Raw genomic sequence first — 22,262 nt, 5'->3', positions numbered from 1 at the left:
AAGGCAGATGCCTCTTCTATTTTGCCCATCCTTACAAGGATGTGGGCTAATTTAAAAGAAGCTAGCGCTACGGCGAAGTTGCGCGACTAGTAATTATATGGATTAGCTGGCTCAGTTCAGCTGCGTCGACTCCAGCTATTTTTCTTGATGGCCCTAACTCTTCAAGCTTTTCCTGCACAAGGAATATTAGTTTCGATAGATTGTCTGTGACCACCGCGTTTGTCGACCAGTCTTCGTAGAGCCCGCGCTCGCTGAGATATTCATTATAGTCTGGCGTGTAATGAATAACTGGTTTTCGGGTTAGTGCGAAATCGTAGGCAATTGAAGAGTAATCAGTCACTAATAAATCACAAATTGCAATCAGTGCCTCCACATGCGGCTCGTGAGATACATCGATCACTCCCGGATATTTCTCCAAAGGCATTGCAGTACTCACGTGATGGGCTCTGACCAATACCTTCGCACCGGTTTGCTCAGCTAGGAAGTACGGATTAAGTTGGTCCTTCCAGTTCATTCTCGTTCCGATTCGGTGGCGTTCTTTCCAAGTCGGTGCGTATAGTACGACTTTTTCGTCAAGTCTGATTCCTAACCTGGCACGAATGTCGACCGTGTGCTGAGCAAAGTCTCGAACTCGCAAGTTTCGTGGTGCCTCTACCAATATCACGTCGCCTTCGTAGCCTAGTCCTGAACGTAAGTGACCAGCAGTGGATTCGGACTGGGCGAGAAGCACATCCCACTGCGCAACTTGTTGACGCATAAGACGCCTGTAGGTCAGTGATGTTCGTCGCCGAGGTATGTCCCATAGCAACTTCTTGATTGGGGATCCGTGCCATGTCTGAAGATAGAACTGTCCGGGCAACTTTTGTACGTGGTGGGGGAAGTTGTTGTTGTTGATCCACACTCGACTAGTCGCTATTGCGCGGTGCCACTCGGCAGTCCCCTCAACTACTGGGATGCCACCGGTCGGCACGTCGACTCGGCGGTCTCTCACCGACCAGTAGAAGGGGATGTCCGCGTATTCTTCTTTGATGGCGTCGAAAAGAGCCCTCGGATTGTCGTTTGCGGACTTACCGTTATACGACTCGAAGACAATCCCCGCAGTCAGCGGTCCCCAGTCTTTAGTGCGGAGTTGAAAGCGCCCGTACTTGGTGCGCTCCTGAGCAGACCAAGGCGGTGAGGCCGTGACAGAAACGGCACCCGAGTTGCGTCCTTCGACCCGGAGCGTGTTCCACTCGGTGAAGCAGTCCACAGGTCGGATAGCAAGTTTGCCGGCTACCCTGGCCCACCCTTCGACTTTATCCGGGGTCTCGCCGTACCTCACATGATAGCCGCCTGCGAGCGCCGCGACTTTGCCTCCTTCGGCCCCGGTAGTCGTCAGGTCATACACAGCGGTAAAGCTGCCATCAGCATGCAGCGCAGGCTCATCAGGCTCAATCGTCTGCTCGGAGGATTTAAGTACGACCTTGAGCTTCTCCGGAGGGTCGATCCGGCCGATGATCAGTAGTCGATCCCGGTCGTTTGTCGCACCAGTGACAGTCACTCGCCGGAACCGCTGCGCCAGCCTCACCTTGCCAGCGGAGTTGGCCGCAAGACGCACGCATGAGGTGCCGGGTAGCAGATAGTCGACGGAGGCGTGGTAGACATCGACGTCATTGCCTTCGTTTGTCTTGGCCAACAGCTTCCATTGCCGTTCCCCATGGGCTCGGAACCGCTCGGGAAGTTCAGGCAGTGTGGTCGAATAGATGGAAGGGCCGTTTGCATCCAGCTCAACCTTGATTCCGGCAGTGTGCAGCGACAGACCACGGGCATTCGCAGAACGGTCGAGAGTCACCGTCACATCCCGCCCGCGGAAGTCGATGTTCTTCACGACGACTGGATCAGTGGGCATGTCTACGGGACGAATCGACAGTTCGCTTCGCTCGTCAGCGACAACTGTCAGGCGTCCTGAATCGCGAATCGGGCTTGGAGCAATCATTCCCACTACCGCTGTCAACACAGCCGGGGCTTGGAGATGCATCCCTTGCATTTCAAAGGAGCCGAACAGGTCGATTCCTCTCGGAGATATGTCCCTGAGGCCCGCGACGTCGATTCGAGCTATGAATCCCCCAGCCTCGTACGTCCTCCAAGGATCACCGACGTCCAAGTCCACTCGATTGTCATTTCGGGTCTCCACAGATACGTCCAGAACAGTCGCCCCATCCATGACGCCCTGCAAACGGAATGTGGTCTGCCCTGGATCAATGCCGGGGATGTATGCACACCCTTGGAGCTCGATCTGCTGATCATCGATCCACCGCGCATTTCGCACGATGACGACGGGTCTGAAGTCGACATGCTGTGCTTTCAACAGCCGCTGCGGCACATTGGTCTTGAGTCGAGACAGGTACGTCGGTGCGACTGTCCAGGTGCCGTCGACTAGTTCGAGCGGCACGGCTCTGGTCTCTTCCATCCTCGTTCCGAGGACTTCTTCGATATCGTCCAAGTCCCCGGACGCCACAACCCACATGTACAGACGTTCCTGCGCCGGCAAAAGCTTCCAAGCGCCTTTCGGCATCGCCTTTCGAAGACTCTTGGCCGCATCGCAGAGGGTGTTTCGGAACCGTTTGTTTGCCGTGTCGAGGTACTCCGCGTGCATAGCGAGGTCGGTGCCCATCCAGATCGCATATGCCTGCTCGACCACGTGATCGGGAGCGTGGTTCAAGGTATTCTTGAGAGCATCGATGACTTCAAGCTTTGACTGCAGATCGCTCAGTTCTGCTTTGCGTTTGGAACGGGTATCTCTGCCGTCGGCTAGCCTCCACGCATACACGTCATTCGTGAGCACGTCGATCGCCGCGGCACCGACCAGTGCCCTGTAGACAGGCTCTTGATCTTCGTAGTTGGAGAACCCCCACATCTCCCCCACATGACGATTCCAGAAGTCGTGCCTATAGACCTTGTTCCACAGGACAGGCTCCTCCAGCAGTTCCGGCATATCGTCCAACCGAACTGCCAACCGCTGGCGTGCGTGTACTCGCGCGGTCAGCTTCGGCCTGGATCGGCCGACTGAGCCAACACGAACATACGCCCCGGTGGCAATGTCAGAGCCGGTCCGTTCAAGCGAATCAACCATCGTCGTATACGCGTTTGCCAACACTTCGTCGTCTGCGTCGACAAAGGTGATGTATTTGCCGCGGGCAGCACCGATTCCGCGATTGCGTGCACGCGCCGGCCCTTCGTTGGTGCCCGTGAGGACCGCTACCGGGTGAGCACCGTGCGAATGTTGGCTAGCTTTTTCAACGGTGTCATCGGTCGAGCCGTCGTCGACGACAATGACTTCCAACGACACACCGCTCTGGTTGAGGATGCTTTTCAAGCATCGATCAATGAAGCCACTCGCATTGAATGCAGGCACGATAACGCTCAGCGTTGGAGTGTCCGTGCCATCCTGATTGGAAGATCCAGCGGTCGATGTCCTGGTCGAAGCGAGTTCCGATTCGCGCTTACGCCGGAATTCTTTGAATCCTTCGACTCCGCCATGCCGCAGATGCCACAGGGCTTTACGCCACTGCTGTCCGCTCACATGGCCTCACCACCGTTCTTATTCACCTGCTGACGGATGCTGTCGACGATCGACCGGTAGTCGGCGTGCCGATAGTGGAACGGTTGAGGTCCCCACTTGTGGTCTCTGTCGATTCGGACCTCGCGGCTCTCTCTCACCACTGACGACGCAGCCAGCGATCGTGCCTCTCTACGATACCGAATGTAGTCACTATTGGCCGAAAGAGCGCGGTCGGCATACTCTTCGGCCTCCGTCGGCTTGATGTTGCGCAGGCTCTGCCAGGCCTCGCCCAACCCGCGACCTCGTGACAGTTCCCTGCCCGCCTCACGTGAACCTCGTTGGAGGCGCCTCCACCGGCGACCGAGGCTGGCGAAGCTGTCGTTCTGCGGGTGCTGGGCTCCGTCAACGGCTCCGGCCCATTCGATGTCGAGGAGGATCGTCTTTTCCCACAATTCGGCGTCCTTGAGACCTTCAATGAGAGTGATGAGGCCCGACTTCCACTGATCGAAGTGCTCGTCGGTGCCGAACTCTATGAGCCGCGCACCGGCGCGACGCGCTGCACGAGCAGCTCCGCACGACTCGATTTCAAGTGAATTCGTCATTGTCGTGCCGTCGGGAAAATTCCAGAATCCCCGTCGTTCATCGACCAGGTCGAGGAGGACGACATCAAGATCCTTGGCATCCTTGGTAATCCGCTCGAGACCGGTGCCGTTGAGATCACTGGTGACCATTCGCTTCTGAAAAGCGGAGGTCAAGTCGCTGAGGTCGATTCCAGCTGTCCCATGGGGAGACTCCAGGCTCGTCACCGAGTGCCTGGCCACGTAAGCCACGACCTCAGCTTCAGGCATAAACTCCGCCGTATCACGGCTCACGCAGGAACCGAAGATTGCGATCTTCATCGGCCCGAATCCTGGTGAACGACAGGGGTCTCGTCTTTCTGCCGCAAACGCTGCCTCTCCTCATACCGTTCATCGGCGATCTTTCGCGCGCGAGAAGCGAGCCTCCGGCCGGTGAAGTCATCCGCAGCGGCAACCGACGACGCACGGTCATTCGGATTCGCTGCTCGCAGAACAACGCGTTTCTTACTGGGGTTCAGTCGCAGAGGCGGGGCATCGGTGATTCGTGGTGCGCTCACTGCCTGAGAGGCCGGTTTGGGCAGAGCCGGGAATTTGGCTTTCGGCATCTCAGCGTCGAAGGATTTCGGCCAGACCTGCTCCTCGGCAGCGGCCAGCATCGGGGTCGGAGTCTCTTCGACTACTTCGACCGTGTCCTGCCGCTTCACATGGCGCGCCCGAGCGGCCTTCTTCTTAGACGGGCGTGCTGCGTGCCGCGGGATGGGATCCTTGATGAGTTCGGGTTCGAGGATATTGATCTCCTCTTTGACCGCATTGCCCACCACATCGGCGAGTAACTTGTCGGCGATATCTTCCTTGCCCTTTGCCACATTCCACGCCCACCACCGGTACTTCTCTGCAACAGCCTCGGCGGGACCGTTCATGAGAATCTCACCTCGGTGCATCCACACTGCACGGGTGCACAGCTCCTGAATCACTTTTGCGGCATGGTTGACGAGCAGAACCGTTCCTGCTTCCGCGAGAAGCTCGTCCATCGCACGTTCGCTTCTCTCGGCGAAGGTCGCGTCACCTGTCGATAGAGCTTCGTCGATGAGCAGAATCTTCGGGCGCGCAGCCAAGGCGATGGCAAATCGGAGCCTGGCGCCCATGCCGGAAGAATAAGTTCCCATCGGACGGTGAATAGCTGAGCCCAATGCCGAAAGCTCAACGACATAGTCGAAGGCTTCGGCCGCCTCCTCGGGCGACAATCCCATCGCCAAACATCCGAGACGCACGTTCTCACTTCCGGACAACGCTGGTTGCAAAGCGGCGCTGACACCGAGCAGAAGCGGCTGATAACGGACGAGAATGCGGCCTCGATCCGGCTGCTCGACACCCGCGACATTGCGCAGGAAGGTGGACTTTCCGGAGCCGTTGGCTCCGACGATTCCGACCATCTCTCCTTCGCGGGCGACGAAGTTGACCCCACGCAGCGCTCGCACGGTGGTCTGACCTTGCCGCCCAGCGATTCTGTTCGTCAGGCGCCGGATACCTGTTGCCTTGCTGCCCGGGTCGTTGGTGTTGACGGTGTACCGGACTTGGACGTTCTCGGCGATGATATTCGGTTCCTGGATTTCAGAGTCGACCATAGTTCTCCTCCCCTCTCCAGAAGAACAGGAAGCCGACGATGAGGAGGCCGAAGGCCCAGACCGTGCCGACGATCCACATCTTCGGATCAGAATCGACTCCGTAGAGCAGTGAGTTGCGCACCAGGGTCAGATAAGCATGCATCGGGTTGTACTGCATTGCTTCCAAAAGCGCCGGGTGATTTCCCAAGCGGTCTTCGATGGAGAAGAACACTCCCGATCCGTAGAGCCAGAATCGGCTGACGATCGACATGAAGTTCGTGAGGTCCGGGATCTTGTGACCAAGACGTGCCAAGAAGCAGGCGAGACCGACGTTGAAGATCGTCTGCAGAACAATGACCGGGATGACGAGGATGACACGCCAGGTGATCACTTCAAGCGGGGGCACAACAGCGAGCACGATCACCATGACGAGCAACGTCGGCATGAAGTCAAGGAAATTGCGGACCACTGTCGAGATCGGAAGCGCAGCACGTGGGAATTGGAATCCCTTGATCATCGACGCGCCCGAGCGGATGGCCCCCGTTCCGCCGGTCATACATTTGCCGGTGTATCCGAAGAAGAACACTCCGACAACGAGAAATCCGAGGAAGTTCGGAACGCCTCGAGAGGTCTGCAGGATAAATCCGAAGATGAACCAGAACGCGAGCACCGACAGCAGCGGATTGAGGAACAGCCAGCCGTATCCGAGTATGTTCTTCCGCGTCGAGCTCGACATCTTGGCTCGGGATTCGGCGATGATGAAGTGCCGACGGTTCCACAGCGCGGCGAGGTAGCGGCTCAGACATGTCCGTCGACCAACGGGCACGAGGCCTTCGCTCGACACGGACGGGATCGAACTCAGCCCGAGGGGGTTCTTCGTCTCACTCATCGCACATCACTCCCCACGAGTTGAGAATAGACCTGCCCATATCGTCGTCCGATTTCCTTCCACCTGCGAGTTGCAAGAACATGTGCTCGTCCATTGTCCCCGAATCTTCCCCGTGCCGTGTCATCGGAGGCGAGCTGTGACAACAGTTCCGCGAGTTTCTGCGGGCTCTCCGGCGGTGTCCACAACCCTGCACTGTCCGGAACCAGTTCACGCAGTGCCGGCAGGTCGGAGATGACAACTGGTCGTGCAAGACCCATCGCTTCGATCGGTTTGATCGGAGTGACCAATCGACAGACCGGTTCGTCTTTGCGCGGCACGACGATGGCATCGAGGGCGAGTTGGTACTCAATTGCCTGAGCTTGAGAGACCCGTCCGGTGAAGACTGCGTTCTCCCCCAGCGGTGCTGCACGTTCCCGTAGTTCCGGCAGAGCGACACCGTCGCCGGCGATTAGCAGCCGCAGGTCCGTGCCTTGGCTCCGGGCCAGGATGACGGCATCGACGAGGTCGTCGAGGCCCTCATAGCCGACGATAGACGCCGCCGTTCCGACCCACACCCCGTCGTCGGGCAGGCCGAGGCTTCTTCTCACTTCGGCCGGAGTGCGGGTGACATCAGTATCGACGACGGCTTCGGAGACCGAATTCGGAATGAGTGTGATGGTTTCCGCCGGTACTCCCCCGGCGATCAGGTGCTCCCGCATCGTCTCGCCCAGAGTGATGACGGCGTCGGCAGCCGATGCAACTTCGATCTCCTTGGCCCGCATGAGTGCGAAGCGTTGGCTGTCCCTGCGCGCAGAACGCTCTTCCGGACTGCCGCCTGCAGCCGCCCATGTCTCTTCCAGGACACCGCGAACTTCGTAGACCCACGGCAGGCCCGCTGCAGCCGCCGCCGCTCCAGCAGCCAGGCCGTTGACGTAGTGCGTCGTCGTGTGCAGGATCTCAGTACCACGTTCGTGCGCCTCGGCGGCGATGCGATTCGCCTGCTCGCTCAGCCGTTCGGATGGCGTGGGACGCGGCCTCAAGGGCACGTCCCGGATGTACTCGACACCATCGATGACCTCGACCGGCGCCTGGCTCAGTCGTCCGATGGTCACGGGATACGACGGGCGCGTGATCGCAGCCGTTTGATGGCCGGCCTCCGACAGAGTGGTGAGGATGGCATGTGACCGGTACGCATAGCCGGAGCGGGTGTGCGGCAAGGAGTTCGTCAGCACATGTAGCACCGTCGGATGAGCATCTCGGTCATAATCCGTATTGCCGCCGGCCCGGCGAGCCGTGATGTGGCTCGAAACCTCGGGCCACCATTGCGGATGCAGGCACTGTCGTTCATCGATCAGTCGTGACCGGCGTGCGCCGTCGGGCAGAAATGCGATGGCTTCGTCGACGTGTCCCTCGGTCCACTCGATACGTGAGCTCAGTGCACGGGCACCGGGAACAGCAGCGGCGATCGATTCGGCTTCGTCGAGGAGTCCCAGATTGAGCGCGATCTCGCCGAGTAGGCGTGAAGGCGAGGGAGAACCTGCGACCAATGACTTCGCTGTCGTCTCTTCTCCGAGCAACCACGCAGATGCCGCCCGACTGGCATCGCCCGGCAAGCGTCCCAGCGTGTGTCCGACGAAACGCGAGGCAGGGCCCGGCAGGCGACGTGCCAACTGCATACCGAAGAACACGCGGTCATCGTTGATGTGTCCGACAGTCGTCACAACGACGTTCGTCAACTGCCGGGCGAGGAAGCGCAGGTTCACGAGACCACCTGCTCGAGGACGCGTTCGTAAGTGCGCCCCATTGCGGCGGCCGAAGCATGTCGAACCACCCAGTCGCGTGGGTTCTGACCTGCAGGCGGATTCGATCCGAACTCCTCACCGGTTTCGACTCGTTCTCGCATCCTCGACATCGCCGCGGCCACGGAATCGACATCACCGGGAACCGCGACTTCTCCCGCTGCGGTCTGCGTGATGATGTCAGCGGCCTCACCGGCAACGACTCCGAGGACAGGAATTCGACGAGCCATCAACGAATAGAGCTTCGACGGGACTGTGCATTCATAGGAATCGAGGCAGCTGAGGCTGACTAGTCCGGCATCTGCCCACTCCCAATGAGCAGCGAGTTCGGCGCCTGCGATCTGGGGATGGAACTCGACCGGCACCCCATACGCTGCGGCTGCGGTTTTGAGCTCGCCGGTATCGACGCCGCCGCCGACGATGCGCAGTCGCACACCTTCGGTGCGGGCCAAGGCGCGAATCGAGGTGCTGAGATCCTGGGATCGACCGACAGTGCCCACGTACAGCAGGTTGAGCCCTCGGCGATCGGCAGGAGTCCTGCCTTTGACGGCGTCGCCGACGGTGCCCGTCTCATCTGCGGTAGGGACCAGGGGGATTGCTCCCGTGGCGGTCAGGCCGGATGCGCCTTCCAACTCCGCCGGTGAGACTCCGCTGCGAACGACCTCTGCGGTCACTCCACGCTGTTCCAGGCGACGTTTGAAACCTTCAGTAGTGACGACGACGACCGCCGCACGCCGTTGGGCACGAGTGAGCAGGTCCGGCAGCAGTCGATGCTCGAGGCCGCGTGTCAGCGTCCCGGGAAGATATCGCCCGACCGCTCCCGTCACCAAGTTCATCTCCGAAATGAGATCGGGCCACGCATCGCGCACTTCAGCGACATGCGGCACTCGCAGCAGCCGCGACAGGGTGTCGCCCGCCAGCAGAAACGGCAGTGCCGGAGTCGTGGAGACGATGACGTCGGGACGCATTCTGCCCCGCAACCGGTCAATGACCGCCGACATCGCACCCGTCGCCGATACCGTCTGATCGAGCAGCTGACGAGCCATCGACGATCCGCTGTGCAGGTACGGCACGCGAAGGATCCGCTCACCGTCGACACCGGTGTCCCAGGTGCCGCCGAGGCGCACGTCGACTCGACGACGGCCCTGCCCGACCTTCGATCCGAAGAACCCGTTGCGGTCGGAATACGGGTAGTGGGGATGGGGTGCCACCGTGATGACATCGTGTCCGGCAGCGCGCAGGTGGTCGACGAGGATCCGCCACCGTCGCTGCGGTGCGCCAACCTCGGGATAGTAATAGTGGCTGAGCAGAACGATTCTCATGCGGTCATCGCCTCCTTCAGCGCCCGTCGCCGCAGCCACAGCGGCAACAGCGCATAGAGGGCGAGCAATCCGACCCAGAACACATGGGCCGGGTACGTCGTCGCCGTATTTCCGCTGATGAGAGTAGGGACGGCCATGATGCAGGCGAGGACGCTCAATGCGGCGTGGAAGAGCGAAACAGAACTGTGTGGCCAGCCCGCCTGCTGGATCCGCTGGTAGATATGTTCACGATGAGGCAAGAGAATATTCTCTCCCCGGAAGAGCCGTAGGACCAAAGTGACTCCGACATCGAAGAAGACGAAGATCATCGGTGCGATGATGACGACGATCGGGACGCCTTGGACGAACAGCCAGACCGCGAGAGCGAATACGGCCGCTCCGATTCCGTAGCTTCCCGTGTCTCCGAGGAACGCCTTGGCCCGACCGAGGTTGAACGGGAGAAACCCGACAGCAGCGCCAGCCAGCGCCAGAGCGAGCAGTGCAATGTCGTTCTCTCCTTCCCAGGAGCTGACAAAGGCGAACCATCCAGCGGTGACGATGGTCCACTCGGTGACATAGCCATTGAGTCCGTCGACGAAGTTCACGGCGTTGACAGTGGTCACGCCGATGACCGCGAAGGCGATGACGTGAGCGATTCCCTGTGTTGAGAACATCGCGATGATCGCGCTGAACAGCAGAGCCAGGATCACCTGTCCGATCAGCCGCCCAGCGGGGCGCAGCGAGTCGAGATCGTCGCTCATCCCGATGGCCGAATAGCACCAGGTCAGGACCAGGAAACCGACCGGAAGGAGGATCCCGCCGAGGCCGAAGACACCGTCTTCGCTGACGGTCCACACCATGGCGAGAATCGTGGCCACGGTGATGCCGCAGCCGATGGCGATTCCCCCGCCGCGGACGGTCGACAGCGTATGCGAGGAGCGATGTGAGGGGACATCGACGACTCCCGCTCGACGCAGCAGCGGAAAGGCGATGAGGGCGCTGAGAACCGTGACCACCGCGGCCACAACCAGGATCACCAGCGACTGCAGAGCCATCAGAGGCCGACTCCGGTGTCATGGGGGTCTGCGCCTGGCTCGGAGGCACTTGATGAAGTCGCTGCCGGCTCGATGGCCTCCGTCGCGTCACCAGTGGTCGGTGCCGTCTCGGAGTCGAGGAGACGCGTCAGGTGCTCTTCGAGGCCCGACCTGTGAGAGAAAACCCGCGGGTCACGTGATTCGGCGACCAGGGCACCGAGTTTCTCCAGATCGATCGGAGCGATCGGCACCTGAGTGATCAGCGGATGGTTGGGGCGGCTGTCGACCTCACCGGGCGACAGAAGGGCCTCAGTCAGCTTCTCCCCCGGGCGCAGACCCGTGTAGACGATCTGCGCATCACTGCGACCTGACAGCGCGATCACTCTCTTGGCGAGGGCCGCGATGCGGATCGGTTCGCCCATGTCGAGGACCAAAGTCTCTCCGGGGCCACCGATCGCTGCGGCCTGAAGGACGAGTTCACAGGCCTCATCGGCGGTCATGAAGTACCGGGTGACATCGGGATCGGTGACCGTGACGGGGTCGCCGGCCGCCACCTGGGCCACAAAGGTCTCGAGCACGGACCCCCGGGATCCGAGCACATTGCCGAAGCGCACCGACATATAACGTCGTCCGGTTGCCGCGGCCACAGAGGCGATCGCCCGTTCGATGGAGAACTTCGTCCGCCCCAGCACTGAGGTCGCACCGGCGGCTTTGTCGGTGGAGATGTGGACGAAGGAATCGACGTCGTGGGCCACCGCTGCATTGAGCAGGTCGAGGCTGGCACCGATGTTCGTGCGCACTGCCTGCTCCGGGAACCGCTCAAGGAAAGTCAGGTGTTTGAGAGCTGCGGCGTGGAAGATGATGTCCGGCTTCGCCTCAGCGACGAGGGAATCGATGAATGCCGAATCTCGCAGGTCTCCGAGGACGAGGTCATCACTGGTCAGAAGGGCTGAGCCCTCAAGACCGAGCTCAGTGGCGTGCAGGCCGGATTCGTCCCGGTCGGTCATGATGAGTCGGGCCGGATCGAACCGGGCGACCTGACGGCACAATTGTGAGCCGATGGAGCCCCCTGCACCGGTGACGAGGACGACCTTGCCGGTGATCGCCGAGGCGATGTCGTCGATATTCGTTGAGATCGGTTTGCGTCCGATGAGGTCTTCAAGGCTGACATCGCGGAAGCTGCGGTGACGCAGGTCCGCGACATCATGGGCGTCCGGCTCGGGACGTGCCAACGCGGAGTCCGAGAGTTTCGGCATGATCTTGATCTCGACAGGCCGAGATTCGAGATTCGACGCGATACGGGAGAGCTCTTCGGGCGGCAGGTCAGCGATCGCAATGATGACAGCCCCGGCTCCCGTACGGTCGACATGGGTGGCGATGTCGGCAATCGGTCCGAGCACGCGGATTCCGTTGTAGCGCAGATGCCGCTTGGCCGGATCGTCGTCGAGGATGCCGACAGCGACGAATTCGCTGTGCGTGTCGTGAGCGATCATATCGAGGGCGAGCATGCCCTGGTTCCCCGCGCCGACGACGATCGTGGGCCGGGACGCACCGGACGTGGTGAGGCTGCGTTGCCTCAAGTTGCGACGAATCCAGTTCTCGAGGCTCTTGACCACGACCATGAGCGCTCCCGCCGTAATGGGGACGCTGGTCGGGATGAGCAGTCGACTGGCGAAGGCGAATTCGGCCACCCACATGATGCCGACACCCAGAGCAACCGTTCCCACGATTGCGGCGAACTGATCGGTCGAACCACGTCGGTAGCGACCGCGGTAGATCGCCAGGGGCCCGCCGATGAGAAAGACGATCAGACCGACCGCCGAACAGACGAGCATTCCCGGCACGTTGACGAGAGATGCATGGAAGTCGTACCTCACGAGCGTCATCGATACGACGAGGAACGCGAAGACGAGACCATCGATGAGTGACAGCGCCATGGCTCTGCCGTGCCGACTCATTGGGGTCCGTGAGGGAATGGGCCCTGTGTTGCTTCCCACTGTCCTCATTTCTCCCGATGTGCACTGGTCAGGCTCAGGGAATCTCACTCCTGTAACGACCGTCTCGTTGAGACGAACCGAGCCTCATTCGACTTCCCGATTGTACTATTGGAGCTAACAGGTTCCAGTCAGAACAAACACTGCGAGCATTAAGAATTGGTTGCAATATACAGGTGAAGTAGCTCCAGGTCGTCACCTTCGAACCTGGTCTGCCACAAGGTTAGTTGCAATTGAACTGCCGCGCTTCGCCGCCCACTGCCTGTCCACTTCTGAGAGGACTCGATCCGTGCCCCGAACACCATTTCGCACACTGAGAACCGCTGTGTGGCATCTGCGCAACGGCGGAATCAGCCAAGTCGCGAAGTGGCGACGTCGCCGGTCGTTGGCCCAAGGAGCCGCAGAAGCCTCCGCCGAAGTCGCCACGGGAAGCCTGTCGGCGGAGGTCCTCGCAGACCTGTTCCCTCCCCTGCCGGTGCAGCATCGTCCTCCGGTCTTCGATCAGCTGTCCGTGGGCGTCGTCCTCGACGAGTTCTCGACCGAGAGCTTCGGCTATGAGTGGTCGCTCCGACCGCTGTCGCCGACGCAGTGGCCGACCGAACTCGACGATCTCGACTTCGTCTTCGTCGAGTCTGCCTGGAGCGGCAACGACGGTCAGTGGAAGTTCAAGCTCACGAGCCCGTCGGGTCCGAGTCCAGAGATCACCGAACTGCTCGGCGAGTGCCGTCGCCGGGGCATTCCGACCGTCTTCTGGAACAAAGAGGATCCCCCGCACTTCGAGGATTTCCTGCCCCTGGCACGGATGTGCGACGTCGTCTTCACCAGCGATGTCAGGTTGGTCCCCGAATATCGCTCCAGACTGGGCCATGACAGAGTCACAGCCCTGCCCTTCGCAGCACAGCCTGCGGTCCACAATCCTTCGCGTCCTGCGCGGAATGCCGCGGCTAGGGACATCGCCTTCGCCGGCATGTACTTCGCCCACAAGTATCCGGAGCGCAGGGCGCAGATGGACCTGCTGCTCGGAGCCGCTGACGCCGTATCGCCGAAGATGCAGTACGGACTCGAGATCTTCTCCCGCTTCCTCGGCAATGATGAGCGCTATCAGTTCCCAGGCAACCTGGCCGGGCGGGTGGTCGGGTCGCTCCCGTACCGCAATCTGCTCACCGCCTACAAACATTTCAAGGTCTTCCTCAACGTCAACTCCGTCACCGACTCTCCGAGTATGTGCGCCCGCAGGATCTTCGAGATCAGTGCCGCGGGCACCCCGGTCGTCACAACTCCGAGTGCGGCGACTCGAGAGTTCTTCCCCACGGACGAGGTTCCCCAGCCCGACACTCGGGAGGAAGCAGAATGGACTCTGCGCGCCTATGTGCGCAGCCCTGAACTGAGAGACCGCACCGTTCACCTGGCCCAACGGCGCATTTGGGCCGAGCACACCTACACGCACCGGGCAATGACAGTGATGGATTCGCTCGGACTGGATTATGTGCGGCCATACCCCACGTCCATCTCAGCGGTGGTGTCGACGAATCGGCCCGACCACCTCGGCGAGGTTCTGCAGACCCATGCCGCGCAGCTGCACGCGGACAAGGAACTCGTATTGGTCACCCACGGGTTCACAGCACCTGCCGATCTGCGATCGCGTGCGGCAGAAGCAGGTGTCGAGCATCTCCAGATCGTCGAGGTCGATTCTGCGCAGCCGTTGGGAGTCTGCCTCAATCGCGGCGTCGAAGCTGCTTCCGGCCAAGTGATTGCGAAGATGGACGACGACGATGTCTACGGAGCGCACTACCTGGGCGACCAACTTGCAGCACTGCGCTACTCGAATGCCGACCTCGTCGGCAAACAAGCACACTACCTGCATATACGGGGCCGGGACATCGTCATCTGCCGCTTCCCCGAACGCGAGCACCGGTTCACCGACCTCGTCATGGGGCCGACTCTGACGACGCATCGGTCAACGCTCCTCGACAATCCGTTCGCGGAACGCACCCTCGGCGAAGACACGGAGCTCCAGCAGAGACTCATCTCCTCCGGAGCCCGGATCTACTCAGCGGACAGGTTCAACTTCGTCCAGGTCCGCGGCGACCATGCCCACACGTGGAGCGTCGACGACAGCCACCTGTTGGCCAACGGCGATGTCCACGCATTTGGCTATGCTCCCGACCACTACTGTTTCTGACGCGTCCCGACTTGAAGACCGTCCAAATCGACGCTGCCCTCGAAGCTCCTAGAGACCCAAACGGACATCTCCACAAGCTCGCTGGCAGCAGGGACGCCGAGGAGATGGGCACGAAACTTCATCTTTGGTGCGTAAACCACAAAACCGACGGCAAGCGTGTCGCGATCTACTTCCACCCAACGCCCAGTTGCGGGTGGTCGGGTTCCTGGAGCGAATCGTGTCCCCAAGATGACCCTGCCTTCTGTCTGGACTTCCGCGGCCGTCACCTGTGCTTCAACAACCAGATCACCGTTACCGCCTACGCTCTCTCGGATCGGTTCTACAGACAAGCTTTGTTCCTTCATTACCGGTGCCAACGGAAAATCCGCGACGATGTCCGACTCACGAACCTGGGAAAACTCGGCCTCGAGACCTTCCACAGCGACAATTGGCTTATTGCCTTGCTCCTTCTCCACCGCTGCCAACGCTTGGTCCGGCTCCAAGTGGGCGCGGCCGTCCTGCATCGGATGGACGACTGTAATGAACGAAGGCTGCCGGGAATCAAGCAAGGTAGGAGCAAATTGGTCAATAATCGAATGGTCACCCCTGGGCGGCTCGATGAGCCGATCGCTCGATTCGTCGAAGGCGCAGATATACAGCTGCCCGATGGAGTTCTTAGGCCTGTAGTCCCGCCTCAAGTCCCACAGCTGTCCGTTCGAATAGATCATTGAGTATCCCAGCCCCAAACTGACCACACGGCCCGGCGACTCGGACTCCACGTACGGCACGATTCTGTCGAAATATCGATCAGAGACGATGTCGTCATCGTCTAGCCGGAACCAAGCGAAGCTCGTATACTTCCGGTCCTGTTCCGGGACGATCTCACGGAATGCGGCCGAGACTGACTGATCGTGGACGTGCTTCTCATCGCTACACACGATTTCCAGAAAGTCGTACTGCTGTGACAGTTCGCGCAGTCGCATTTGGTAGGGCGATGGCAGACTGCTTGAGTGCTGCACAATATGGCGGTAATCCGTTCCTCGTGAACCTTTGGCCAGCTGCGGCAAGGACAACTGCGTGAAAATCTTCAACCGAGCGTCCAAACGCTCCGGATCGTAGAGTCGCTCCCGATACGACTCAAGTGTCTCCGTTTGAGCCGACAGGTTCCATTGTGCAGCACCGGGCAGCAGCAGCGAGAACCTGGTGACTCCGACGATGCAGACTCTCTTCTTGCTTTCCATCACACCTCAATCTGCTGGGGGTCGCTGCCCATGAACTTCATCTCGCCAGTTCCCATCAGATGTGCGTCCGCAGCTGCCCAGGTGTGACGGGTTTTGTCCGCGTGGCGGTTGACGACATAGTTGAATCGGTCCGAACTGTAGATCGTCCCTCCAGACTTCCTCAGCCTGGTGATGAAGTCGGAGTCTTCGCCCGTGTGTTTCTCTTGAAACCTGGTTTCGGTGAAAGTCTTCCGACGTCCTGCAAACGTTGCACCCCGAACGAAGTCAGTCTCCCGATGCGCTTTCCCAGGAAATGTAAGGAAGGTCGCGTCTTCTTCCTCGAAGTACATGTAGGTTTCGGCCTTTCCCACCAAGTCGGCGCCACTGTACAGAATTGCGTTGAGTTGATCGCGAACATAGTTCGCTCCGTAATAATCGTCATCGTCCATTCGGAATGCGAATTCGCCAGAGGCTTCGTCGAACCCGGTGTTGAGCAACTCGCCCAGACTAGCTTGCTGATCGGCCTCGATCACGACTATGGGCCCCGGTTCCCGACCGAAGTCCTGACGTTCAGAAACTTCATCGAGGACAGATTCGAGCAACTCTTCTTTCACACTGAAGCCGTGTGTGACAACGACCAGCTCAATCGATCCGATTTGCTCGGCCCGATTCTGACGTAAGAAGTTTCCGATGATCAGAAGCAAGTTATGGGGACGGTTGGTGCACACGACGATTGAACAACGCATCGATACTTCTGCGGCATCCAGGTTAAGGAGTTCCATCACCTGACGGGCCCGATGCGTATACGTGTCGTTCTCCCAGATGCGTCGCTGTGCGCGGTGCACTCGGCGCTCTCGAAGTTCGTCGGAGCGGATAAGTGCCCGCATCCGGTCATAAGCCGTCGATTCGTCTTCGATCAGCGTCAGCAAATCGTCGTCAAAGAATCTGTCGATCGCGGCTGTAGGTGTCGTAACTACTGCTGCTCCGCACGCGGTTGCTTCGAATACACGCCTGGCGCACATCGAACTAGAGTTCACAACTGAATTGACGTTGATGACGACTTTGTAACCATGGTAAGCCGAAATCATTTGCTGGTACGGAATGCCAGGTCTGACAGATGCCGCAAACCGCTCAGGGAATCTGTATCGTTCCTCGTCTCCTGAGTTGCGAGAGTAGATATCCAACCCCAACTTCTCGGCCGCGGGAAGCAGGACGTCAAGCTGCTGCCGACGTTCTGCATACTTCTCCCGGAAATACATACCTCCGAATACGATCGAGCGATCTCTGTCAACACCACGCACACGTTTCGGATTGTGAATCGCCGGCTGGGCGGCGAATGGGAGCAGATGCACCCGGTCGTGGCCCAGGCGTGAGACATACTCCGGGATCTTGTCTCCATCCGTCGTGAATACAAAGTCAAACAGTGAAGCGGTGTCCAGGAAGTCTTCGAAATGTGGGGGATCCTCCTTATTCCAGAAGAGAGTATGGATTCCCTGTTCGCGGCAGTATCCCGTCAGGTCTCGGACAGCTTGTCGTGGCGCCGAGGATCCAACGAGGTGGTACTTCCAGCTTCCGCCGTTGCCTTCCCATGCGCTTTCGACAAACACGAATTGAGGTCGTTCGGCATGAATGACTTGCATCCAGTCGTCGGGTGTCGCGGTAACGACATTCCACTCGTGAGCAAATGCTTTGAGAGTGAACTCATCCGCGATCATCAATACTGTTATTGCAGGAAATGTTGGGAGTCGATCGGATTCCGGGGCATTAGGGAAAGAAATAGGCGCACTCCCCGTCGCGTGGGCTTCCAACTCTCCTGGGTTGAGTGCGGCAATTGTGACGGGATCAGCCCCGCCCGTCAGCGCACGCGCAGTGCTATTGAAGTCGGATCTGAGTCCGTTGACAGAAGCGTCGATTCGGCGAATGATCGGAGAACTTCTCCCCGCAGATCCGGCCGTATCGTTGAGAACGCGCTCCATCCGGCGCCCCCGAATGTCCAAGTGTGCAAGCGCCGCTGAGCACTCGCGTGCCAGATTCCGCGTATTCAGTTCACTCTGTGCAACAGCATTCCGAATGTTGATGGCGACCCGTTCGGATGCAATCAGCAGGACAATGACAACAGCGCCGAGTCCTAACGCATTGAATAGGTACAGGGGTTCGCTGAAGAACACCGTTGCAAGCAGGCCGCCGACTATCAGGATGATCGCAATCGCTGCCGCCGCAATATTCGCGCGGCTTGCACGCTGCATCTTGGAAAAGGACATGCTTTACATCATCTTCGCCGTCTTTTAACTGTTTGAAAACGTCCGATGAAGGCGAAGCGTCGTTCGGCTAACAGGTAAGTATTTCTGAGCTGTGCTCGCTTAGCGGAGCGCCGATTTCAGCCGTTTCCTCCCCCGCGAGGCAATCTGCCGGCAGCTCACACTTCGCCGTTGTCCGGCTCAGAGGCAAAGTCATCAATCCTAGCGCCGACGCCGAGTAGCTCCGCGATTGCGGCAACTGACCGCTCTGCGGCTCGGCCATCGCCATAGGGGTTGACGGCGCGAGCCATCGAACCGTAGGCAAACGAGTCGTCGAAGAGCCGCGACACTTCGGAGACGATTGCAATCCTGTCAGTTCCGACGAGTCTGACCGATCCGGCCGTGACGGCTTCAGGGCGCTCGGTATTCTCACGCATCACGAGCACGGGTTTGCCGAGGCTCGGTGCCTCTTCCTGGATTCCGCCGGAATCGGTAAGGACCACGTCCGAGGCGGCCATGACGGTAGTGAACTCGCCATAGGACAGTGGCTCCGTAATAAGCACATTGTCGAACTTCTCGACCCTGGGCAGCACTGCCTCGCGTACAAGAGGGTTACGGTGGGCAGGGAGCAAGATGAGCATCTCCGGGCGAGCAGCGGCCAGCTCGGCCAACGCGTCTCCGATGTTCTCCATCGCCGAGCCGAGATTCTCCCTGCGGTGTGTTGTCACAAGCAGCTTCGGCCGGCCGGTAGCGACATAGTCGGCCACCATGGGGTCGGCCGGGGCCACTTGCATGTCGACGGCCAGGTGGAGGGCGTCGATGACCGTATTGCCAGTGGTGACGACGTCGGCAGGAATGATGCCTTCGGCCACCAGATTGTCACGGGATCGGGGAGTCGGAGCCAGGTGGAGTGCGGAGATCTGACTGGTCAGTTTCCTGTTGGCCTCCTCGGGGAAGGGACTGAGCAGGTTGCCCGAGCGCAGTCCAGCCTCGAGATGGATGACCGGAATGCCGCGGTTGAAGGCGGCGATCGACGCAGCCATGACCGTAGTCGTATCGCCTTGAACGAGAACCGCAGCCGGTAACTCTTCCGCCAGGACCGCGTCGAGGCCGCCGATGACCTTGGATGCGACCCCATTGAGAGTCTGACCCTGAGCCATGAGATTGAGATCGATGTCTGGAGTGATGCCGAACAGCTCGTTCACCTGGTCGAGCATCTCGCGGTGCTGAGCCGTGACCGCAGTGCGCGAATGCAATGTGTCGCTGACTTCGATCGCCCGGATAACAGGGGCCACCTTGATGGCTTCCGGTCTGGTGCCGAAAACGGTGAGGACAGTTGGGGTCACGAACGAACTCCTGGTCGGGAGAACCTCGGGGAGCCGCCTCGGCGAGGCAGGGTTCTCGCATCAATTCCGATTTGGGTAATGGTATGCCGTTCTGTGGCACTTGGACATACCGACTGGGTCAATCACATCATGACAGCCCGGTTGCAATTGTCGGCAATTGCAAACTTTTGCAGCTCGTTCACCCAAAGTTGTTGACAAAGTCACGCCAGGGGTCATTTCATGAGTCACTGTGGTGAAGATGTTCCGACTCAGCCTCGGGTAACATCAGAAGTCGTTCATCTTCAGTTTGGAGCATCGCACACATGCCGCCCACCGCCACCTCTCAACGCCCTTCGGTCGCCGTCATCGGCCTCGGTTATATCGGTCTTCCGACAGCAGCTGTTCTGGCCAGTTCGGGCGCAGAGGTCGTCGGGGTCGATATCAACGCCGATGCCGTGGCCACGATCAACGCCGGTCAGGTTCCTTTCGTCGAGCCGGACATGGCGACGACGGTGGCCGGTGTCGTCTCTCAGGGTTATCTGCGGGCCACGACCGAGACCCCGCACGCGGACAACTACATCGTCGCGGTGCCGACGCCGTTCAAGGACGGGCACGAACCTGATCTGTCCTACATCGAGACTGCGGGCAAGCAGATCGCTCCCCTGCTCGAAGGCAATGAGCTCATCATCCTCGAATCGACTTCGCCTCCAGGAGCAACGGAGTTCCTGGCCGAGACGATCATCAATGCTCGCCCGGACCTCACCCTCAAACCCGGCAGCGCACAGACCGTCTACTTCGCACACTGCCCTGAGCGCGTTCTGCCCGGCCGGATCATGATCGAGCTGCGGACGAACGATCGCATCGTCGGCACCCTCAACGGCAATGCTGGCGAGCGTGCCCGTGACCTGTACGAACTGTTCTGTGAGGGCGAGTTCCTCATGACCGACGCTCGCACTGCGGAAATGGCGAAGCTGACCGAGAACGCCTACCGCGACGTCAACATCGCCTTCGCCAACGAACTGTCGGTGATTTCCGACGGTCTCGACATCAACGTGTGGGAGCTCATCAAGCTCGCGAACCACCACCCTCGAGTCAATATCCTGCAGCCTGGCCCTGGCGTCGGAGGCCACTGCATCGCCGTTGACCCGTGGTTCATCGTCTCCACCGCGCCCGAGCAGTCGTCACTGATCCGCACCGCGCGTGAGGTCAACGACTCGAAGCCCGGATATGTGCTCGACAAGCTCCTCCCCCAGGCCCGTCGCATTCAGGACGTGCAGATCGCAGCGCTGGGCCTGGCGTTCAAGCCGAACATCGATGACCTGCGGGAGAGCCCAGCCCGGCAGATCGTCGGACAGCTTGCTGATGCACTCCCGGAAGCCAACATCATGGCAGTGGAGCCCAACATCGACAGCCTGCCCGCGGAACTCGAAGAGCGCGACAACGTCGCTCTCACTGAGGTGAACGAAGCCATTCGCACGGCCGATATCGTGCTGCTGCTCGTCGACCACAATGAGTTCACGCGCATCGACCGAACGCTGCTGACGCAGAAGATCGTTCACGATACGCGCGGGGTGTGGGGCTGAATACCCAGTAGGCGGAAAGTTCAGTTACATCACCGACTCCTCATTCCGTTTTAGGACTACATTCGGTATTCGATAACATCAGTCTATGAATGTCGAACAAAACAATAGAGTGCGCAAAGCCGTGATCCCCGTCGCCGGCTTAGGAACTCGGTTCCTCCCCGCCACGAAGGCCACCCCCAAAGAGATGCTCCCCGTCGTCGACAAGCCGGCAATCCAGTACGTTGTTGAAGAGGCGACAGAAGCTGGTCTTCGAGACGTCGTTATGATCACTGGGCGCAACAAGCGGCCGCTCGAGGACCATTTCGACCGTGTGGACGGCCTGGAAGACGCGCTGGCGAAGAAGGGCGATGACAAGAAGCTCGCCGCTGTTCAGCATTCCACAGACCTCGCTGACATCCACTACGTGCGCCAAGGCGACCCGAAGGGCCTCGGCCATGCCGTACTCAAGGGACGCCAGCACGTCGGCAACGAACCGTTCGCCGTGCTCCTCGGCGATGACCTCATCGACGAACGTAACCCCATCCTGCCGAAGATGATCGAGGTTGCCGAGAAGACCGGCGGCAGTGTCGTCGCGCTTATGGAAGTCCCCAGCGAAGCAATCCACCTCTACGGCTGCGCCGCAGTCGAGACCACCTCGGACGACGAGGTCGTCAAGATCAATAACCTGGTGGAAAAGCCTGCCACCGAGGAGGCTCCCTCGAATCTCGCAGTCATCGGCCGTTACGTGCTGGCGCCAGAGGTCTTCGATGTCCTCGAGACCACGAAGCCGGGACGCGGCAATGAAATCCAGCTCACCGACGCCCTCCAAGAGCTCGCCGGAAACGCGGAAGGGAATGGCGTCTACGGAGTCGTGTTCAGGGGTGCCCGCTACGATACGGGCGACAAGCTCGACTACCTCAAAGCTGTTATGCAGATTGCCTGCGACCGGGAGGACCTCGGCGATGACCTCAAGGCGTGGCTGCGTGACTTCGTGCCGACGCTGGACTGATCAGGCTCTGCTCGCGCAGAAGATCGTCC

At 59.8% G+C, this 22,262-nt stretch carries 14 protein-coding genes; 3 read left to right on the top strand and 11 right to left on the bottom strand.

The window, feature by feature from the left end; all coding sequences use genetic code 11:
* Positions 1 to 67: 67 nt before the first annotated feature.
* The 8 genes from AAFP32_RS01785 to AAFP32_RS01750 are packed head-to-tail and all read right to left on the bottom strand — an operon-like array spanning position 68 to position 12,683.
* Positions 68 to 3,562, bottom strand: a complete 3,495-nt coding sequence (locus tag AAFP32_RS01785) for a bifunctional glycosyltransferase/CDP-glycerol:glycerophosphate glycerophosphotransferase (protein WP_350270377.1) — start codon at positions 3,560 to 3,562, stop codon at positions 68 to 70.
* A complete protein-coding gene (locus AAFP32_RS01780) occupies positions 3,559 to 4,440 on the bottom strand; it encodes a DUF6270 domain-containing protein (RefSeq protein ID WP_350270376.1) in 882 nt (293 codons plus the stop codon). Before AAFP32_RS01780 ends, AAFP32_RS01785 begins: the two co-directional genes overlap by 4 nt.
* Positions 4,437 to 5,744: an ABC transporter ATP-binding protein gene (locus tag AAFP32_RS01775; RefSeq protein ID WP_350270375.1), complete on the bottom strand. Its 1,308-nt coding sequence runs from the start codon at positions 5,742 to 5,744 to the stop codon at positions 4,437 to 4,439. Before AAFP32_RS01775 ends, AAFP32_RS01780 begins: the two co-directional genes overlap by 4 nt.
* Positions 5,731 to 6,612, bottom strand: coding sequence for an ABC transporter permease (locus tag AAFP32_RS01770; RefSeq protein ID WP_350270374.1), 882 nt, complete (start codon positions 6,610 to 6,612; stop codon positions 5,731 to 5,733). Before AAFP32_RS01770 ends, AAFP32_RS01775 begins: the two co-directional genes overlap by 14 nt.
* On the bottom strand, positions 6,609 to 8,354 hold the full coding sequence (locus AAFP32_RS01765; protein WP_350270373.1) for a glycosyltransferase family 4 protein: 1,746 nt from the start codon (positions 8,352 to 8,354) through the stop codon (positions 6,609 to 6,611). Before AAFP32_RS01765 ends, AAFP32_RS01770 begins: the two co-directional genes overlap by 4 nt.
* Entirely contained in the window at positions 8,351 to 9,712 is a 1,362-nt protein-coding gene (locus AAFP32_RS01760) for a glycosyltransferase family 4 protein (protein ID WP_350270372.1), read from the bottom strand. Before AAFP32_RS01760 ends, AAFP32_RS01765 begins: the two co-directional genes overlap by 4 nt.
* Positions 9,709 to 10,746, bottom strand: coding sequence for a glycosyltransferase family 4 protein (locus tag AAFP32_RS01755; protein WP_350270371.1), 1,038 nt, complete (start codon positions 10,744 to 10,746; stop codon positions 9,709 to 9,711). Before AAFP32_RS01755 ends, AAFP32_RS01760 begins: the two co-directional genes overlap by 4 nt.
* Positions 10,746 to 12,683 carry a nucleoside-diphosphate sugar epimerase/dehydratase gene (locus tag AAFP32_RS01750; protein WP_350270370.1) on the bottom strand — a complete coding sequence of 646 codons (1,938 nt, stop codon included), beginning with the start codon at positions 12,681 to 12,683 and terminating at the stop codon, positions 10,746 to 10,748. Before AAFP32_RS01750 ends, AAFP32_RS01755 begins: the two co-directional genes overlap by 1 nt.
* 325 nt (positions 12,684 to 13,008) lie before the next feature.
* On the opposite strand from AAFP32_RS01750, the gene AAFP32_RS01745 reads away from it, so the two are divergent.
* On the top strand, positions 13,009 to 14,901 hold the full coding sequence (locus AAFP32_RS01745; RefSeq protein ID WP_350270369.1) for a glycosyltransferase family protein: 1,893 nt from the start codon (positions 13,009 to 13,011) through the stop codon (positions 14,899 to 14,901).
* Here the strand turns inward: AAFP32_RS01745 and AAFP32_RS01740 are convergent.
* The 3 genes from AAFP32_RS01740 to wecB form a co-directional block, all read right to left on the bottom strand.
* Complete coding sequence (locus tag AAFP32_RS01740; RefSeq protein ID WP_350270368.1) at positions 14,889 to 16,121, bottom strand: glycosyltransferase; 1,233 nt, start codon at positions 16,119 to 16,121, stop codon at positions 14,889 to 14,891. The genes AAFP32_RS01745 and AAFP32_RS01740 overlap by 13 nt on opposite strands.
* Positions 16,121 to 18,361, bottom strand: coding sequence for a glycosyltransferase family protein (locus AAFP32_RS01735; protein WP_350270367.1), 2,241 nt, complete (start codon positions 18,359 to 18,361; stop codon positions 16,121 to 16,123). The genes AAFP32_RS01740 and AAFP32_RS01735 overlap by 1 nt, the downstream gene beginning before the upstream one ends.
* A 155-nt stretch (positions 18,362 to 18,516) precedes the next feature.
* Entirely contained in the window at positions 18,517 to 19,683 is a 1,167-nt protein-coding gene (wecB, locus tag AAFP32_RS01730; protein ID WP_350270366.1) for a non-hydrolyzing UDP-N-acetylglucosamine 2-epimerase, read from the bottom strand.
* A 302-nt stretch (positions 19,684 to 19,985) separates the two neighbouring features.
* On the opposite strand from wecB, the gene wecC reads away from it, so the two are divergent.
* Both wecC and galU read left to right on the top strand, forming a co-directional pair.
* Entirely contained in the window at positions 19,986 to 21,245 is a 1,260-nt protein-coding gene (gene wecC, locus AAFP32_RS01725) for a UDP-N-acetyl-D-mannosamine dehydrogenase (RefSeq protein ID WP_350270365.1), read from the top strand.
* An 85-nt stretch (positions 21,246 to 21,330) separates the two neighbouring features.
* Positions 21,331 to 22,233, top strand: a complete 903-nt coding sequence (galU, locus tag AAFP32_RS01720) for a UTP--glucose-1-phosphate uridylyltransferase GalU (protein ID WP_350270364.1) — start codon at positions 21,331 to 21,333, stop codon at positions 22,231 to 22,233.
* Positions 22,234 to 22,262: the final 29 nt, after the last annotated feature.

Source organism: Brevibacterium sp. CBA3109, assembly GCF_040256645.1.
GTDB classification, from domain to species: Bacteria; Actinomycetota; Actinomycetes; order Actinomycetales; family Brevibacteriaceae; genus Brevibacterium; species Brevibacterium koreense.
The sequence above is the reverse complement of the archived record's forward strand: the minus strand, read 5'-3'. Positions and strand labels throughout refer to the sequence as shown.

Excerpts from the sequence above, each read along its gene's own strand:
- AAFP32_RS01750 (WP_350270370.1), bottom strand. The coding sequence starts at position 12,683 with ATGAGTCGGCACGGCAGAGCCATGGCGCTGTCACTCATCGATGGTCTC.
- AAFP32_RS01780 (WP_350270376.1), bottom strand. The coding sequence starts at position 4,440 with ATGAAGATCGCAATCTTCGGTTCCTGCGTGAGCCGTGATACGGCGGAG.
- galU (WP_350270364.1), top strand. The coding sequence starts at position 21,331 with ATGAATGTCGAACAAAACAATAGAGTGCGCAAAGCCGTGATCCCCGTC.
- AAFP32_RS01740 (WP_350270368.1), bottom strand. The coding sequence starts at position 16,121 with ATGGAAAGCAAGAAGAGAGTCTGCATCGTCGGAGTCACCAGGTTCTCG.
- AAFP32_RS01770 (WP_350270374.1), bottom strand. The coding sequence starts at position 6,612 with ATGAGTGAGACGAAGAACCCCCTCGGGCTGAGTTCGATCCCGTCCGTG.
- AAFP32_RS01755 (WP_350270371.1), bottom strand. The coding sequence starts at position 10,746 with ATGGCTCTGCAGTCGCTGGTGATCCTGGTTGTGGCCGCGGTGGTCACG.
- AAFP32_RS01775 (WP_350270375.1), bottom strand. The coding sequence starts at position 5,744 with ATGGTCGACTCTGAAATCCAGGAACCGAATATCATCGCCGAGAACGTC.
- AAFP32_RS01735 (WP_350270367.1), bottom strand. The coding sequence starts at position 18,361 with ATGTCCTTTTCCAAGATGCAGCGTGCAAGCCGCGCGAATATTGCGGCG.
- AAFP32_RS01760 (WP_350270372.1), bottom strand. The coding sequence starts at position 9,712 with ATGAGAATCGTTCTGCTCAGCCACTATTACTATCCCGAGGTTGGCGCA.
- wecC (WP_350270365.1), top strand. The coding sequence starts at position 19,986 with ATGCCGCCCACCGCCACCTCTCAACGCCCTTCGGTCGCCGTCATCGGC.